The sequence below is a fragment of the Achromobacter sp. JCM 18799 genome (genome assembly GCF_055395645.1).
On record NZ_AP043866.1, the window covers coordinates 3,582,869 to 3,597,964 of the forward strand.

Genomic DNA, 15,096 nt, shown 5'->3' on the forward strand with positions numbered 1-15,096 from the left:
TTCCGTCCGTACCCGCAGCAATACGGACCCGACAATGCCCATGAATCCCGACCGCCGCTACCTCGTCGTCCAGGCCCACGCCAGCGAGTTCCCCAACCCCATGCTGGTGCGCAAGGGAGATCGCGTCGCCGTCGGCGAACGGTACGATGGCCCGGAGGGCTGGCCCGACTGGTATCTGTGCACGCCAGCAGACCAGCAAGCCGGCTTCGTGCCGGCGCAATTCCTGGACCGCCACGCCGACGGCAGCGCGACAATGCTGGAGGATTTCACCAACAAGGAACTGGATGTCGCGCAAGGCGAAATACTGCGCGGAGAACGCGAATTGAATGGATGGGTGTGGGTGGTCAGGCTTATTGGTGAAGAGGCGGGCTGGGTGCCGCTTGAAAACCTGCGTCTGTGCGATCACACCATCTGCTGATGCGGTCCAACCCGGTCGCTGCCAGTCATCCCGCTATTCACCGCATGATTTGCGGCGAATAGCCAGCCTATTCGCCGCGACCGATCATTTCTCGTCCCTCATGCCGTTCTCGCAAAGCCCTTCCTGAAGCGGCGCGCATTGCTCTTGACGCCTCACCATGAAAAACACCCCAAAGATCGGACCAGGGTCCAATCTTTGGGGCGCTTCTCGGAATGTGCGGTTTCGCTTAGACGTTGAACAAGAAGTTCATCACGTCCCCATCCTGCACAATGTATTCCTTGCCTTCCGCGCGCATCTTGCCCGCTTCCTTGGCGCCCTGCTCACCCTTGTAAGTGATGTAGTCGTCGTAGGAAATGGTCTGGGCGCGGATGAAGCCGCGTTCGAAGTCGGTGTGGATGACGCCGGCGGCCTGGGGCGCGGTGGCGCCGATCGGCACGGTCCAGGCGCGCACTTCCTTCACGCCGGCGGTGAAGTAGGTCTGCAGGCCCAGCAGCTTGAAGGCGGCGCGGATCAGGCGGTTCAGGCCGGGCTCTTCCATGCCCATATCCGACAGGAAGGCCTGGCGGTCGGCGTCATCGAGGTCGACGATTTCGGATTCGATGGCGGCGCAGATGGCGACCACCGGCGCATTGCGCGCGGCGGCGAATTCGGTCAGGCGGTCGAGCAGCGGATTGTTGGTGAAGCCGTCGTCGGCCACGTTGCCCACGTACATCGCGCGCTTGGCGGTGATGAAGCAGAGCTGGGCGATGTCGGCCTTTTCCTCGGTGGACAGGTCCAGCGCGCGGATCGGCTTGGCTTCGTTCAGCTGGGCCACGCACTTTTCCAGCACGGCCACGATGCGCTGCGATTCCTTGTCGCCCGAGCGCGCCGTCTTCTGGTGGCGTTGCAGCGCCTTTTCAGCGGTCTGCAGGTCGGCCAGGGCCAGTTCGGTTTCGATGACTTCGATGTCGGCGATGGGATCGACCTTGCCGGCCACGTGGATCACGTTGGGATCTTCGAAGCAGCGCACCACGTTGACGATGGCGTCGGTTTCGCGGATGTGCGAGAGGAACTGGTTGCCCAGGCCTTCGCCCTTGCTCGCGCCGGCCACCAGGCCAGCGATGTCGACGAATTCGACGGTGGCGGACAGGATGCGTTCGGGTTTGACGATTTCAGCCAGCTTCTGCAGACGCTGATCCGGCACTTCGACCACACCGACGTTGGGTTCGATGGTGCAGAACGGATAGTTTTCGGCGGCGATGCCGGCGCGGGTCAGAGCGTTGAAGAGGGTCGATTTGCCTACGTTGGGCAGGCCGACGATGCCGCATTGCAGAGCCATGGGAATCCTGTGTAAGTACGGTATTGATCGTTAACGTTCTAGTTTACCCCGGCTGGGCGCTCAAGCCCCGCCGGCCGGACCGCCGTTGCGGCCCCGGTTAGGCTGCGGCGGCGGGAACCCAGCGCATGATGATCCAGATCATCAAAATGGGGCCGGCATTGAAAGCGGAATGCAGCAATATGGCGGCGCCGATGCCGCGGCGCACGCGCATCCAGCCCAGCACTAGGCCCGTGAGCCATTGCGGCAGCACCAGCAGGGGCAACAGCCAGTAAGGCGTCTTGCTGTAGACGAAGTTGGTCAGGTGCACCGCCGCGAAGGTCAGCGCGACCAGGTGGAACACCAGGCCGTAGTGCTTCAAGTAGTAGCGCCGCCAGGTCGTATCCCAGCCTTGCAGCGGTTCGGCGCGCTGACGCGCGCCCCAGCATGCCAGGATGACAAATGCGGCCAGCAGCAGAGCGGTCCAGACCTTGGGGCCCCATAGCACCACGGGCACCATCGCCGGAATCAGCCACAGTGTCTGCTTGGGGCGGCGCAGACCATAACGGAACAACATTTCTTCGACCAACGGCGCCCAGATCACCGCGGTCAGCCAGGGGATGTTGGCGGGATCGAGCCGGTGCGTGACGCCGCCCAGCCCGGCCGCAGCCACGGCTACAGGCCCCAATGCAAACAGGTTCACGGCCCACAGCAGCGCGGCCCAGGCCAGCAGTCGACCCGGCCCCATGCCCGGCCACCAGTCGGCCACGAGGCCGCTCGCGGCAGCACGCCCCGGCAGGCGCGAAGCCGGATGCGGATGGCGGATGAAGCGCCAGAAATCCGCGACTTCGCTGCGAAAGCGCAGCTTTCCGCCAGACACTGAAGCCGATTGCCGCTGGTCCGTCATCAGGCCTCGTTGCCGCTATGGAGTTGGCGTGTCGCCAGCGGGAAATCGCCAGCCAGCATGGCTGGCACCACGGCGCGGCACCGGTCGATGACCGCTTCGATCTCTTTCTGTTCCTCGCGGCGCGGGGGATGCAGCACGAAGTCCGCCACCTGCTGGGCCAGGCCCAGCGTGCGGGGATGGCCGATGCCGATGCGCAGGCGCCAGAAGTTGGGGCTGCCCAAGGCCGCCTGGATGTCCTTCAAGCCATTGTGGCCAGCGTGGCCGCCGCCCTGTTTCAATTTCACCTGCCCCGGCATCAAGTCCAGTTCGTCGTGCAGCACCAGCACCTGCTCCGGCGTCAGCTTATAGAAGCGGGCCAACGCGCCGACCGCCTGGCCGGAACGATTCATGTAGGTATTGGGCTTTAACAGCAGCACGTTGTCGGCGCCCAGGCGGGACTTGGCCACCATGCCGAAAAAGGACTTCTCCAGCGCAAAAGAAGCGCGCAAGTCGTCCGCCAGATGGTCGGCCAGCCAGAAGCCGGCGTTATGCCGGGTCGTTTCGTAGTCGGGGCCGGGATTACCCAGTCCGACGATGAGGCGTATAGGAGTAGACATGATGGGGGTGTTTAAACCAAAAAACCCTGCGCATGCAAATGCACACGCAGGGTTTCGGGTACCAGCCGGGGAAAGCCCGCAGGCTTTCCGGCGGAACTTAGGCGGCCGGAGCTTCGGCAGCGCCTTCGTCGGCGGCAGCGCCGCCCTTGACCACGGCCGTGGCGGCCAACAGCGGGTTGGCGTCACCGCCGTGGGGCACGTACGTCACGCCCTTGGGCAGCTTGATGTCGGCCAGGTGGACCGAAGCGCCAGGCAGCAGATCCTTCAGGTCCACTTCGATGAACTGGGGCAGCGCTGCCGGCAGGCAGGTGATTTCCAGTTCGGTCAGGACGTGGCTGATGATGGCGCCGCCCAGCTTCACGGCCGGCGAGACTTCAGCGTTGATGAAGTGGAACGGGACCTTGGTGTGCAGGGCCTGGTTGGCGTCCACGCGCTGGAAGTCCACGTGCAGGACTTGCGGCTTGTAGGCGTGCCATTGAACCGAACGCAGCAGGACTTGCTCTTCCTTGGCTGCGCCTTCCAGCGCCATTTGCAGGATCGACGCGTGGAATTCTTCCTTGCGCAGGGCGTGGTAGATCTCGTTGTGGTCGAGTTCGATGTTCAGGGGGGCAGCCGTACCGCCATAAACGATGGCGGGAACGCGGCCCGCGCGGCGCAGGCGGCGGCTCGCACTCGAACCCTGGACGCTACGCGCAGTGGCATTGAATTTCATGGAAAACTCCAAAAACAATAAATGGCGAAGAGGCTTCGCCGATTAATGCACGGCACGCGAAATGCGCGCCGTGTTGGTTGCACCTTGCCGCGACCAGCAAGGCGCAAAACTCTGTATCCGGACTACCCGTCCGAGGGGACGCCGCGTCTTAATCGACGAACAGCGAGCTGACCGATTCCGCGTTCGAGATACGCAGGATGGTCTCGCCCAGCAGCGCGGCGCACGACAACTGGCGGATTTTGCCGCTGGCCTGGCCTTGCTCGGAGAGCGGAATGGTGTCGGTGACGACCAGTTCGTCCAGTTCCGACGCTTCGATGCGGTCGATGGCGCCGCCCGACAGCACGGGGTGCGTGCAATAGGCGTAAACGGCGCCGGCGCCGCGGTCCTTCAAGGCCTGCGCCGCCTTGCACAGCGTGCCGGCGGTGTCGACCATGTCGTCCATGATGATGCAGGTGCGGCCGTCGACTTCACCGATGATGTTCATCACTTCCGACACGTTGGCGCGCGGACGGCGCTTGTCGATGATGGCCAGATCGGCTTCCAGCTGCTTGGCCAGCGCGCGGGCCCGCACCACGCCGCCGATGTCCGGGGACACGACGACCAGGTTCGAGAAATTGCGGCGCCAGATGTCGCCCAGCAGGATCGGACCCGCGTAGATGTTGTCCACGGGGATATCGAAGAAACCCTGGATCTGGTCAGCGTGCAGGTCCATCGTCAGGACGCGGTCGACGCCAGCCACTTGCAGCATGTTGGCCACGACCTTCGCCGAGATGGCCACGCGCGCCGAGCGCGGGCGGCGGTCCTGGCGGGCATAGCCGAAATACGGAATGGCGGCGGTGATGCGGCCAGCGGAAGCGCGGCGCAGGGCATCGACCATCACCATGATTTCCATCAGGTTGTCGTTGGTGGGAGCACAGGTGGGCTGCAGGACGAACACGTCCTTGCCGCGCACATTCTCGTTGATCTCGACCATCACTTCGCCGTCCGAGAAGCGACCGACGGTCATCTTGCCCAGGGACATATCGAGGTGGTTGACTACGTCCACGGCCAGCCGAGTGTTGGCGGTGCCCGTGAAAATCATGAAGCTATCGTTTGCCATGATGGATGATGCGATGGTCGTTTTAAGACACTAACGAGGTGATGCGAGGTGATGCACCAGCGGACCCGGAAAATAAAAAAGCTGCTGAACCCGGGCCAGTGTCTTACAGGCGTGTTCAACAGCTTTTTTATGTATTCGGTTGGCTGGGGAGGAAGGATTCGAACCTTCGCATGCCGGAATCAAAATCCGGTGCCTTAACCAGCTTGGCGACTCCCCAACTATCTTGCAATCCAATTCCGCAACGGATGTTCAGTTAACCCAGTACATGCCTGCACTAACCGAAACCGTGGATGCGTTTGGCTGAATGTTTTATCAGCGCCGCGCATTATAGCGGATATTTCTGCTTCTGCCAAAACGGCTTCGGAGAGTTCGGAAAATTCGGCGAATAAACACGCACCAGATCCCGACATGCGAACTGGGTTTCCATGAAGGACTCCCTGCTCAGCAAGCCACCGCGATGCCCCAAGCACTTCTGGGTAAAGACGGTAGACCACCGGCTCCAAATCATTCCTGCCGAAGCGGGAATTAGGCGAAGCAAGAAAGACCGCTATTGTGATGGAAGAAGAATCCCTTGTCAAATCGGGTGCGGAAAATATTTGTGGCGTGGGCACGCTGGCGTCCGGCTGCGCCACCAGATACGCGCAATCCGGCAGCGTCACCGCCGTCAGGTCTTCGCCGACGCCCTGGGCAAATGCGGACTGGCCGAAGACGAATACGGGTACATCGGCGCCCAGCGGCAGCGCAAGCGCCATGAGTTCGCGCCGCGACAGCCCGGTGCCCCACAACCTGTTCAGCGCTATCAGCACCGAGGCGGCATCGCTCGAGCCTCCGCCCAGCCCTCCGCCTTGCGGTATGCGCTTTTCCAGGCCGATCTGCACGCCCTGCTTCGTGCCCGTGGCCCGCTTGAGCGCATGCGCGGCGCGCAGGGTCAGGTCCAGTTCTTCCGGCACGCCCGGCAGTTCCTGGGCGCGGCTGATGACGCCATCGGCGCGCACATCGAAATGCAAGGTGTCGCACAGGTCGATAAAGCGGAAGGCGGTCTGCAGCAGGTGATAACCGTCGGCGCGCCGGCCTACGACGTGCAGGAACAGATTGAGCTTGGCGGGAGCGGGTACGTCGTAGAGAGTCACGGCTGAACGAACAAAAAAAAGCGGTCGCCCGATTTTACCGGGCGACCGCTGATTCCGGGCCACGACGGCCCGCTATTCAAGGCTGATTGACGACCAGGCGCAGCATGATGCGCCGGCCCGGCTCCAGGCGTTCCAGCACCAGCAATTGGGGGCCTAGCGTGTCGTAGCGCGAGAGCCGCGCGCGCCAGCCGCCCTGCTCGAAAGCCGCCGGGCGACCCAGTTCGTCGCGCGACACTTCGGTCGCCTCGGGCGTCGCAGCCAGCTTGCCGCGCAGCCAGTCGCGCAGCCCGGACACGGGCATGCTGCTGCCCAGCGCTTCCGCAGCCAGGGCATCGGGGTTGTCGGCGACCAGACGGGTGCCGTCGGCCTTGGTCAGACTGGCCGCGCCGGGCCGTCCTTCCACCCGCGCCTCGGTCGAGCCCAGGGGATTGGTCAAGTCCAGCACATAGTGGCGGCCATCGTCCGACCACGAGAAGCCGCCCTGCACGGCGTTCTGCTTGCCGCTTTCCTCGTTGACGGTGATGGCGAAGCGGCCGATGCGCGAGAACGCATCGGCGCTGGCGCCTTCAATCGGCTTGGGCGTGGTGCAGGCGGCCAGCGTCGCCGCCAGCATCGCCATCAGGAACCAGCGCAGCGGCGCGGCGGCGCCGAGCGCACGTTGAAACACTGCGGTCACAGGCTGATCCCCAGGCGCTTGGCAACGTCCTGAACGGTCTTGTTCTTGGGATCCTTGGACACCGCGGCGCGCAGCAATTCGACGGCCTGGTCGCGCTTGCCCTGGGTCCAGAGGACTTCAGCCAAGTGGGCGGCAATGTCGGCTTCCGGACGCACGCTGTAGGCGCGCCGCAGGTAGTCGGCGGCGGCCGCCGAATCGCCCATGCGGTACTTGACCCAGCCCATGCTGTCGAGGATGAACGGATCGTTGGGCGCAAGCTCCAGCGCTTGCGTGATCAGATCCAGGGCCTCGGGCAGGCGCTGGTTGTGGTCGGCCAGGGTGTAGCCCAGCGCGTTATAGGCATGCGCATGATCCGGGTCCAGCGCGATGACCTGCCGCAGCATGCGTTCCAGATCGGCCAGGCGATTCTGGCGCTCGTACAGCATGGCCAGTTCGTATTTGATCTCGACCGTGTCGGGGAGCGCCTGATCGGCTGCTTCCAACACCGACACCGCCTGCTGCACGCGGTCGGCATCGCGCAGGATCTGGGCCTTGGTCAGCACGCCCAGCGTGCGCTCCTCCTCGTCCTGGGGCCCGGCGGCGTCGATCATGGCGAGCGCGTCGTCCACGCGGCCGCTCTTGGCGCGCAAGGCAGCCTGGCGCATGCGCACCGAGTAGCGCAACGTCGGATCGTCGATGCGGCCCAATTCGGCAATGGCGTCGTCGTATTGCCCCTGGTCTTCGGCGATGCGGGCCAGCAGCACATGGGCATCGGCCGCGGCGGCGCCGGCGTCGGTCGCCCCCGGCACGGTAGCGCGCTGGCGCTGCTGCTGCACGTCCAGGTACTGCCGCAGCAGGTTCTTGGCCTGCGGCAGTTGCCCGGCCTTGTAGGCCAGCTGCGCCTGCATGAACAGGAGGTCGAAATCTTCCGGGGAACGGCGCGACATGGCCTGCAATTCAGACAACGCGCCGTTGTAGTCGCCGCTGTCGGCCAACTGGCCGGCCAGCATCAGGCGCACCTTGCGGGAGTTGGGGTTGCGGGCGATGTAGGCGCGCGCCTCGGTCTGCGCGCGCTGCGGGTCCACCTTGTAGCCGTATTCCAGCACGCGCAGAGCCGCGGGCTCCGACTTGGGATCCGCCGCCAGGGCCGCTCGGGACTCCTGCGCGGCGCGGGTGTAGTCGCCAGAGGCGGAAGCCACATCCGCCAACGCCAAGTGCGCGGCCGGCAGCTTGCGCACGTTGTCACTCAACGATTCATCCAGGATGCGCAAGGCCAGGCGGCGGTCGTTCAACCGGCTCAGCACGGCCAGCGCCTGGCCGATGGCGGCCGGCTTGTCGCGCGAGGAATCGATGCGGTTGCGCAAGGCCTGCGACAGACCCTTGGTCTGGCCGTTGGCCGCGGCCAGCGCCAGCTCGGTGGAACTGGCCTCGACGTCATTGGGAGACAGGCGCGCCCAGACCCGGGCCGCGTCCAACGCGCCCGGCAGGTTGCCGCCGGCCAACTGGAATTCCAGGGCGCGGCGGGCCAGGCGTGGATCACCGGTATCCCGCGCCAGGCCCAGCATGGTGGTCGCCGCGGAACCGTACATACCGCGCTGCGCGGCGATCTCGGACGCGAGCACGCGATAAAAGATGTCCGCGGTCAGCGAGACATAGGGCAACTGCCCGGGGCGCAGCCGGATGACTTCGGTTTCAGGGTGGCGGCTCTGGGGCGCCATCCTGGGCCCGGTCGCATCGCGCGTCCGGCTGTCGGCGGCCTGGGCCGGCGGGGTCAATATTGCTGCCAGCGCAAGCGCTAGCGCGGCGATCCCGATATTTATAGGTTTGAAAGACGACTTCACGCGGCCCGTCCGGTTGATGGCACAATCTTCGTACACGCAATTAATGATCTTACACTGGCTCATGCCGGAACTGCCTGAAGTCGAAACCACGCGTCGGGGAATCGACGCCGTCATCACCGGCCGGACGCTGACGCGGCTGGTCATCCATGAATCCCGCATGCGCTGGCCGATCCCGCAGGATCTGCCTGCGCAGGTCGCTGGCCGCGCCGTGCTGGAATGCGCGCGCCGCGGCAAGTACCTGCTGCTGCGGTTCGAACACGGCACCCAGATCGTGCATCTGGGCATGTCGGGGTCGCTGCGCAGCGTCGCGCCCGGCGAATTCCTGCGCAAGCACGACCATGTCGAATGGGTCTTCGAGCAAGCGGTACTGCGCCTGCACGACCCGCGGCGCTTCGGCGCGGTGCTGTGGCACCCCGAATCCGACGGCCCCATAGAGGCCCATCCCCTGCTGGCCAAGCTGGGCATCGAACCCTTCGACCCGCGCTTCGACGGCGCCTGGCTGCACCGCCACTTCAAGAACCACGGCGCCGCCATCAAGCAGGTGCTGCTTGCCGGCATGGCGGTGGTGGGCGTGGGCAATATCTATGCGTCGGAAAGCCTGTTCCGCGCCCGCATCAATCCCAAGACGCCGGCCAACAAGCTGTCGCCGGCCCGCTGCGAACGCCTGGCCGAGATGGTGCGCGCCACCCTGGCCGATGCCCTGACCTCGGGCGGCAGCACGCTGCGCGACTATGTCGGGGCCACCGGCGAGCCGGGCGCCTACTTCGAGATCCACGCCGCCGTCTACGAACGCGAGGGTCAGCCCTGCCGGGTCTGCGCCACCCCGATACGGCGCATCGTCCAAGGGCAGCGTGCCACCTACTATTGCCCGAAATGCCAAAGGAATTGACCGCCGACACCGCTGAAATCCGCGGGAAATCCCTGTAAAAACAAGACCATTTGTTTATAGCAAACGTATTGCACGAAAACTAACGCCGGGCTATATTCCTTCCACACACCCTATTCCTATAAAAGTGGAAGGAGCCTCCATGAGCAAGCAATTCGCCTCGCACGCCGACCTGGACGACAAGGTCGTCTCGTTCGAAAAACTGTCCGACAACGCCTATGCCTACACGGCCGAAGGCGACCCCAACACGGGCGTGATCATCGGCGACGAGGCCGTCATGGTGGTCGACACCCAGGCCACCCCGGTCATGGCGCAAGACGTGATCCGCCGCATCCGCGAAGTCACGGACAAGCCCATCAAGTACATCCTGCTGTCGCACTATCACGCCGTGCGCGTGTTCGGCGCGTCGGCCTACAACGCCCAGGAAATCCTGGCCAGCCGCGACACCTACGACCTGATCGCCGAACGCGGCGAACAGGACAAGGCCAGCGAGATCGGCCGTTTCCCCCGCCTGTTCCGTAACGCCGAATCGATTCCGCCTGGCCTGGTCTGGCCGACGATGACGTTCAAGGGCGAAATGACCGTCAACCTGGGCAACCTGGAAGTCAAGCTGCTGCAAGTGGGTCGCGGCCACACCAAGGGCGACACCATCGCCTGGCTGCCCGAGCAGAAGATCCTGTTCGCCGGCGACCTCGTCGAATACCAGTCCACCCCCTACTGCGGCGACGCCTACTTCCGCGACTGGCCCAGCACGCTGGACGCGCTGTCGAGCTTCGAAGCCGAGAAGATGGTGCCGGGACGCGGCCCCGCCTTGAAGAACGCCACTGAAGTGCGTCAGGGCCTGGCCGGCACGCGCGCCTTCCTGACCGACCTGTACGGCGCGGTGAACCGCGGCGTGGCCGAAGGCAAGGACCTGAAGACCATCTACCGCGAGGTCTACGACTTCATGAAGCCGCGCTACAGCGACTGGGTGATCTTCGACCACTGCATGCCGTTCGACGTGTCGCGCGCCTATGACGAGGCCACCGGCTACACCCACCCGCGCATCTGGACCGACAAGCGCGACCTGGAAATGTGGGCGCAGCTGGAAGGCTGATCCCCGCCGGGCCGCCAACGGCCCATCCAAGCAGCAACCGTAATCGCGCGCCGCAAGGCGGCGCGCGGCTTCGCGACATAAAAACAATATGACCCACACAGGAGACAACCGTGGGAGACATCGACTTTCAGGCGATGGAATTCGCCTATGAAAAGCACGCCGACCAGGCCGCCAGCGAGCTGGCGCGCCATCAGGTGGTGGTGGTGGGAGCCGGCCCGGTCGGCCTGACCACGGCGCTGGACCTGGCGCGCCAGGGCGTGCGCGTGGTGGTGCTGGACGACGACTTCCGCCTGTCGACCGGCTCCCGCGCCATCTGCTTCTCCAAGCGCACGCTGGAGATCTGGGACCGCCTGGGCGTGGGTCAGCGCATGATCGACAAGGGCGTGTCCTGGAACGTGGGCAAGGTCTTTTTCCGCGAGCAGGAAGTCTGGCGCTTCGACCTGCTGCCCGAACCCGGCCACCGCCGCCCGGCGTTCATCAACCTGCAGCAGTACTACGCCGAAGGCTATCTGTACGAGCAGGCGCGCCAGGAACCCAATATCGATCTGCGCTGGAAGAACAAAGTTGTCGGCCTGGAACAGCGCGATGACGGCGTGGTCCTGAACGTGGAGACCCCGGACGGCGCGTATGCCTTGCATGCCGACTGGTTGATCGCCTGCGACGGCGCGCGTTCGCCGGTGCGCAAGCTGATCGGCCAGGAAAGCCATGGCCGCATCTTCCGCGACCGCTTCCTCATCGCCGACGTCAAGATGCAGGCGGACTTCCCGACCGAGCGCTGGTTCTGGTTCGACCCGCCCTTCCATCCCAACCAGTCCGTGCTGCTGCATCGCCAGCCCGACAATGTCTGGCGCATCGACTTCCAGCTGGGCTGGAACGCCGACCCGGTCGAGGCAGTCAAGCCTGAAAACGTGCTGCCGCGCATCCGCGCACTGCTGGGCCCCGACGCGCGCTTCGAGCTGGAATGGGTCAGCGTCTATACCTTCGCGTGCGAACGCATGGACAAGTTCCGCCACGGCCGTGTCGTCTTCGCCGGCGACTCCGCGCACCGCGTATCGCCGTTCGGCGCCCGCGGCGCCAACAGCGGCGTGCAGGACGCGGAGAACCTGGCCTGGAAACTGAAGCTGGTGCTGGCCGGCCAGGCGCCCGAGACGCTGATCGACAGCTACGCCGTCGAGCGCGAATACGCCGCCGACGAGAACATCCTGAACTCCTCGCGCGCCACCGACTTCATCACGCCCAAGAGCGACATCAGCCGCAACTTCCGCAACGCGGTGCTGAACCTGGCCAAGACCCATCCGTTCGCGCGCTCGCTGGTCAACAGCGGCCGCCTGTCGCTGCCCGCGACCTACGCCGGTTCACCGCTGAACACGCCGGACACCGACGCCTTCAGCGGCCGCATGGTGCCGGGCGCGGTCGCTCTGGACGCCCCCGTGAACGCGCAGGATTGGTGGCTGGCGCAGCTGGACGGCGAATTCGTGCTGGCGCTCTTCTGTGGCGACTCCCTGCCCGACCGCGAGACGCTGATCGCCCTGCAGGCCCTGCGCATGGCGCCCGTGCCGGTGAAGGCCGTGCTGGTCGCCAGCCCGCAATGCGACCTGTCCGCGCTGCCCAAGGAACTGGCTTGCGTCACGGACCGCGAAGGCTGCCTGGGCAAGCGCTATGACGCGCAAGCCGGCACGGCTTACCTGATCCGCCCCGACCAGCACATCACCGCCCGCTGGCGCGCTTTCGCCGCCGGCGCCGTCACCGCGGCCGTCAGCCGCGCCACGGGCCGCGCCTGAACTTCGAGATGACTCCATCATGCTGATTACCGAAACCAACCTGGTCTCGCCGGACGACTTCTACGAAGCGCTGATCGAGACCCACCGCGACCTCACCAACGAGCAGAGCCAGGAGCTCAATGCGGCGCTGATCCTGCTGCTGGCCAACCACCTGGGCGACATGGAAGTGCTGCGCGAGGCGCTGCGCCAGGCGCGGGCGTCGGTGGCGCCGTAGTTCCGTTCACGCCCCGACCGCGAACGTATTGACGATCAACGCGCGCAGCCACTGGTTGCCGCCATCCCGGTCCACCCGGCGCTGCCAGTACATATTGGTCTGCAGCGCCGGCACTCTTATCGGCGGCGTGATGTAGCGCAGGCCGAACGGCGGCGCGGCGCTGGCGGCAAGTTTTTCGGGCACGGTCGCCAGCAGGTCGGTCGCGCTGACGATATAGGGCACGGCCGAAAAATGCGGCACGCTGAAGTGCTCAGCCAGTTCGACACCGGCGCGCTCCATGGACTGATTGACCTGTCCATAAGGCGCCGCGCGCGACACGATGAGGTGGCGTTCGGCCCGGAAGGCCTTGAGGCTCATGCCGGCGTGCGCCGTCGGATGCGCCTGCCGGAACAAGGTCGCATAGCCCTGGCGGAACAACATGCGCTGCAGCGTACCCGCCCCCATTTCATCGAAGGCGCCAATCGCCAGATCCACCCGCCCGGCCTCCATTTCCCGCGGCAGGTCCGGTCCCTGCACCCGCACGGAGTCGATACGCACCAGCGGCGCCACCTGCACGCAGACTTCCATCAGGCGTGGCATGAAGTGGATCTCGCCCACGTCCGTCATCGCCACCCGGAAACGGCGCGTACTGGTGGCGGCATCGAAGACGTCCTGGTCCTTCAGAGCCTGCGACAACATGGTCAACGCCTCACTGACCGGCCCCGCCAGGCGTTGCGCGCGCGGCGTGGGCAGCATGCCCTGCGCCGTGCGCACGAACAGATCGTCGCCGAATGCTTCGCGCAAGCGGCGCAGCGCGTTGCTGACAGCCGGTTGCGACAGGTCCATGCGCCGCGCCACGGCCGAAAGATTGCGGTCCTCCAGTAGATGCTGGAACAACAGCAGCAGGTTCAGATCGACATCGCGCAGCTCGGCCATACACCCCCCTACTATTCACAAAATTTATAGTCTCTATTTTTACATTCCCATAGCCGTAGCGGGGATTTTTTCCGACAATGCCATATGGGCTCCGGACCCCTTCCGGACGAGCCACCCGCACCAGGCCGCGCGGCCAAGTACCGCGCCGCCGCTCAGGAGGAATCCATGGAACTGCAATACCAGACCGGCTTCGGCAACAGTTGCGCCACCGAAGCCCTGCCCGGCGCGCTACCGCTGGGCCGCAACTCGCCTCAGCAATGCCCCTATGGCCTGTACGCCGAGCAGTTGTCCGGCACCGCCTTCACCGCGCCGCGCAGCGAAAACCGCCGCTCCTGGCTCTACCGCATCCGCCCCGGCGCCCAACACAAGCCGTTCGAGGCCTTTGACGGCGCCGCCGGCTGGCAAAGTACCTTCGGCCAGGGACCCGTCACGCCCAACCAGCTGCGCTGGAGCCCGCTGCCGATTCCCGCCGCCCCCACCGACTTCCTGGAAGGCGTGAAGACCTGGGGCGGCAACGGCGGCCCCGACGAACTGAGCGGCGTAGGCATCCACCTGTACGCGGCCAACCGCTCGATGCAAGGACGCTACTTCTACAACGCCGACGGCGAGCTGCTGCTGGTGCCGCAGGAAGGCCGCCTGCGCCTGGCCACGGAACTGGGCCTGATCGACCTGGAGCCCCTGGAAATCGCGGTCATCCCGCGCGGCGTGCGCTTCCGCGTCGAACTGCTGGACGGCAGCGCGCGCGGCTACATGCTGGAGAACTTCGGCGCGGCCATGCGTCTGCCGGAGCTGGGCCCCATCGGCTCGAACTGCCTGGCCAATGCCCGCGACTTCAAGACCCCGGTGGCCTGGTACGAAGACCTCGAAGGCGACTTCGAACTCATCGCCAAGTTCACGGGCGGCTTCTGGCGCGCATCCATCGACCATTCGCCGTTGAACGTGGTGGCCTGGCACGGCACGCACGCGCCGTACAAGTACGACCTGCGCAACTTCAACACCGTCGGCTCCATCAGCTACGACCATCCGGACCCCTCGATCTTCACCGTGCTGACCGCGCCGTCGGACACCCCGGGAACGGCCAACATGGATTTCGCGATCTTCCCGCCGCGCATCCTGGCCATGGAAAACACCTTCCGTCCGCCCTGGTTCCACCGCAACATCGCCAGCGAATTCATGGGCCTGATCCAGGGCGTCTACGACGCCAAGGCCGACGGCTTCGCACCGGGCGGCGCCAGCCTGCACAACTGCATGAGCGGCCACGGCCCCGACGCCGAGACCTTCGAAAAGGCCTCCCACGCCGACACCAGCAAGGCCCACTACATCCGTGACACGATGGCGTTCATGTTCGAGACGCGGCGCGTCATCCGCCCCACGGAACAGGCGCTGGCCTCGGTAGAATTGCAGGGCGACTACTACCGGTGCTGGCAGGGCATCGCCAAGCATTTCGACCCCAGCAAGGCGTGACGCGCAGACCTCCTGCTTTCCACGCCCGCGGCGATGAGCGCAAGCTCATCGCCGTTTGGCATTTGTAATTTCCGGCGCCTGGCGCCCG

The 15,096-nt window shown here is 65.2% G+C and carries 15 protein-coding genes and 1 tRNA gene; 6 read left to right on the forward strand and 10 right to left on the reverse strand.

Translation table 11 applies throughout. The features are described from left to right. Window positions 1–40: 40 nt before the first annotated feature. Window positions 41–418 (forward strand): SH3 domain-containing protein, encoded by a 378-nt coding sequence (locus tag ACZ5YA_RS16925; RefSeq protein WP_464090937.1) that lies wholly within the window; start codon window positions 41–43, stop codon window positions 416–418. 226 nt (window positions 419–644) lie between these two features. Here the strand turns inward: ACZ5YA_RS16925 and ychF are convergent, their stop codons facing one another. From ychF to ACZ5YA_RS16970, 9 genes are all read right to left on the reverse strand, one after another. Next, on the reverse strand, window positions 645–1,736 hold the full coding sequence (gene ychF, locus ACZ5YA_RS16930) for a redox-regulated ATPase YchF (RefSeq protein WP_054451948.1): 1,092 nt from the start codon (window positions 1,734–1,736) through the stop codon (window positions 645–647). 97 nt (window positions 1,737–1,833) lie between these two features. Then, window positions 1,834–2,619 carry a CPBP family glutamic-type intramembrane protease gene (locus ACZ5YA_RS16935; RefSeq protein WP_118931362.1) on the reverse strand — a complete coding sequence of 262 codons (786 nt, stop codon included), beginning with the start codon at window positions 2,617–2,619 and terminating at the stop codon, window positions 1,834–1,836. Next, the gene (pth, locus tag ACZ5YA_RS16940; RefSeq protein ID WP_013396185.1) at window positions 2,619–3,215 is read right to left on the reverse strand and encodes an aminoacyl-tRNA hydrolase; all 597 of its coding nucleotides are present in this window, start codon (window positions 3,213–3,215) and stop codon (window positions 2,619–2,621) included. The genes ACZ5YA_RS16935 and pth overlap by 1 nt, the downstream gene beginning before the upstream one ends. Before the next feature lie 97 nt (window positions 3,216–3,312). Continuing rightward, the gene (locus ACZ5YA_RS16945; RefSeq protein ID WP_042797362.1) at window positions 3,313–3,927 is read right to left on the reverse strand and encodes a 50S ribosomal protein L25/general stress protein Ctc; all 615 of its coding nucleotides are present in this window, start codon (window positions 3,925–3,927) and stop codon (window positions 3,313–3,315) included. A 148-nt stretch (window positions 3,928–4,075) separates the two neighbouring features. Further along, on the reverse strand, window positions 4,076–5,026 hold the full coding sequence (locus ACZ5YA_RS16950) for a ribose-phosphate pyrophosphokinase (RefSeq protein ID WP_006227587.1): 951 nt from the start codon (window positions 5,024–5,026) through the stop codon (window positions 4,076–4,078). Window positions 5,027–5,166: 140 nt separating this feature from the next. Next, window positions 5,167–5,243 (reverse strand) — tRNA-Gln (locus ACZ5YA_RS16955). A gap of 1 nt (window position 5,244) precedes the next feature. Continuing rightward, window positions 5,245–6,156, reverse strand: a complete 912-nt coding sequence (gene ispE, locus ACZ5YA_RS16960; RefSeq protein ID WP_280014536.1) for a 4-(cytidine 5'-diphospho)-2-C-methyl-D-erythritol kinase — start codon at window positions 6,154–6,156, stop codon at window positions 5,245–5,247. A 76-nt stretch (window positions 6,157–6,232) separates the two neighbouring features. Then, the gene (gene lolB, locus ACZ5YA_RS16965; protein WP_059371488.1) at window positions 6,233–6,775 is read right to left on the reverse strand and encodes a lipoprotein insertase outer membrane protein LolB; all 543 of its coding nucleotides are present in this window, start codon (window positions 6,773–6,775) and stop codon (window positions 6,233–6,235) included. 53 nt (window positions 6,776–6,828) lie between these two features. Next, window positions 6,829–8,715, reverse strand: coding sequence for a tetratricopeptide repeat protein (locus tag ACZ5YA_RS16970; protein WP_464090938.1), 1,887 nt, complete (start codon window positions 8,713–8,715; stop codon window positions 6,829–6,831). On the opposite strand from ACZ5YA_RS16970, the gene mutM reads away from it, so the two are divergent. The 4 genes from mutM to ACZ5YA_RS16990 all read left to right on the forward strand — a co-directional run bounded on the left by mutM (window position 8,714) and on the right by ACZ5YA_RS16990 (window position 12,629). Beyond that, window positions 8,714–9,541, forward strand: a complete 828-nt coding sequence (gene mutM, locus ACZ5YA_RS16975) for a bifunctional DNA-formamidopyrimidine glycosylase/DNA-(apurinic or apyrimidinic site) lyase (RefSeq protein WP_059371349.1) — start codon at window positions 8,714–8,716, stop codon at window positions 9,539–9,541. The genes ACZ5YA_RS16970 and mutM overlap by 2 nt on opposite strands. Before the next feature lie 139 nt (window positions 9,542–9,680). Further along, window positions 9,681–10,634, forward strand: coding sequence for an MBL fold metallo-hydrolase (locus ACZ5YA_RS16980; protein ID WP_059371348.1), 954 nt, complete (start codon window positions 9,681–9,683; stop codon window positions 10,632–10,634). Window positions 10,635–10,744: 110 nt separating this feature from the next. Further along, window positions 10,745–12,415: an FAD-dependent oxidoreductase gene (locus tag ACZ5YA_RS16985; protein WP_419341141.1), complete on the forward strand. Its 1,671-nt coding sequence runs from the start codon at window positions 10,745–10,747 to the stop codon at window positions 12,413–12,415. Between the two features lie 19 nt (window positions 12,416–12,434). Next, window positions 12,435–12,629 (forward strand): DUF2783 domain-containing protein, encoded by a 195-nt coding sequence (locus ACZ5YA_RS16990; protein ID WP_054451956.1) that lies wholly within the window; start codon window positions 12,435–12,437, stop codon window positions 12,627–12,629. Between the two features lie 6 nt (window positions 12,630–12,635). On the opposite strand, the gene ACZ5YA_RS16995 is transcribed toward ACZ5YA_RS16990, so the two are convergent. Further along, complete coding sequence (locus ACZ5YA_RS16995) at window positions 12,636–13,544, reverse strand: LysR family transcriptional regulator (protein ID WP_118931366.1); 909 nt, start codon at window positions 13,542–13,544, stop codon at window positions 12,636–12,638. Between the two features lie 165 nt (window positions 13,545–13,709). On the opposite strand from ACZ5YA_RS16995, the gene hmgA reads away from it, so the two are divergent. Continuing rightward, the gene (gene hmgA, locus ACZ5YA_RS17000; RefSeq protein WP_088142609.1) at window positions 13,710–15,008 is read left to right on the forward strand and encodes a homogentisate 1,2-dioxygenase; all 1,299 of its coding nucleotides are present in this window, start codon (window positions 13,710–13,712) and stop codon (window positions 15,006–15,008) included. The last annotated feature ends 88 nt before the right edge of the window (window positions 15,009–15,096 follow it).